General features: G+C 38.4%; 1 protein-coding gene. It reads left to right on the top strand.

Annotated features, from left to right (window positions below):
• Window positions 1-124 precede the first annotated feature (124 nt).
• Window positions 125-361 carry a hypothetical protein gene (locus DN393_RS31100; RefSeq protein ID WP_048563234.1) on the top strand — a complete coding sequence of 79 codons (237 nt, stop codon included), beginning with the start codon at window positions 125-127 and terminating at the stop codon, window positions 359-361.
• Window positions 362-682 lie beyond the last annotated feature (321 nt).

Genomic DNA, 682 nt, shown 5'->3' with positions numbered 1-682 from the left:
ACGATTTTCACGCTCCAACATTCGTAATAATTCGCCTATTTTCTTACATATCCTTTCTTGTACGCGCTCATCCACGTTTCATTTACCATATGATAAAAGTGAGTCCAATAAAGGAGGTTTGTTCATGTACCCATATTATCAACCAATCCCAGTCCGTTCAGCACCTATTGGTCCAGTAGGCGACTCACGCTTCTTTCCGTTTTTTGGCGTCCCATTTCTAGCTGGCATTGCTGGCGGACTGCTAGGCGGTGCATTGGCTTTCGGTCCTAGACCGTATTATCCACCATATCCACCACCTTTCCCACCGCCAACACCTTATCCTTGTTATGGTGGACCTTGTCAACAACCATACTATTATTAATGTACTGCCACAATTCTACCAATGTTATTCCCTCTCTTGACCGATCCATGATCTATTAACATGCTTACAATAAAAACTATTCTCTCTACGCATCCATTTATTTAGAGAACATATAATAAGTAGAGAACAAAGTAAAAAAACCTCTTTTTTAAGAGGTTTTTTTACTTTGTTCTCATTATTCAGCATCCGTGTTTTGATACGCCATCTTAAACAACTTCACTTGGCTATCAATTTCTTCTGTACTACTATTAATAACATAATAATAATCACCGGTTTTATTTTGTTCGCGCGTTTTCACATTATCAGCTAATATAAGCTGTA

The sequence above is a fragment of the Bacillus sp. BPN334 genome, from assembly GCF_008368885.1.
Taxonomy (GTDB): domain Bacteria; phylum Bacillota; class Bacilli; order Bacillales; family Bacillaceae_G; genus Bacillus_A; species Bacillus_A wiedmannii.
The sequence above is the reverse complement of the archived record's forward strand: the minus strand, read 5'-3'. Positions and strand labels throughout refer to the sequence as shown.

Excerpts from the sequence above, each read along its gene's own strand:
- DN393_RS31100 (WP_048563234.1), top strand. The coding sequence starts at position 125 with ATGTACCCATATTATCAACCAATCCCAGTCCGTTCAGCACCTATTGGT.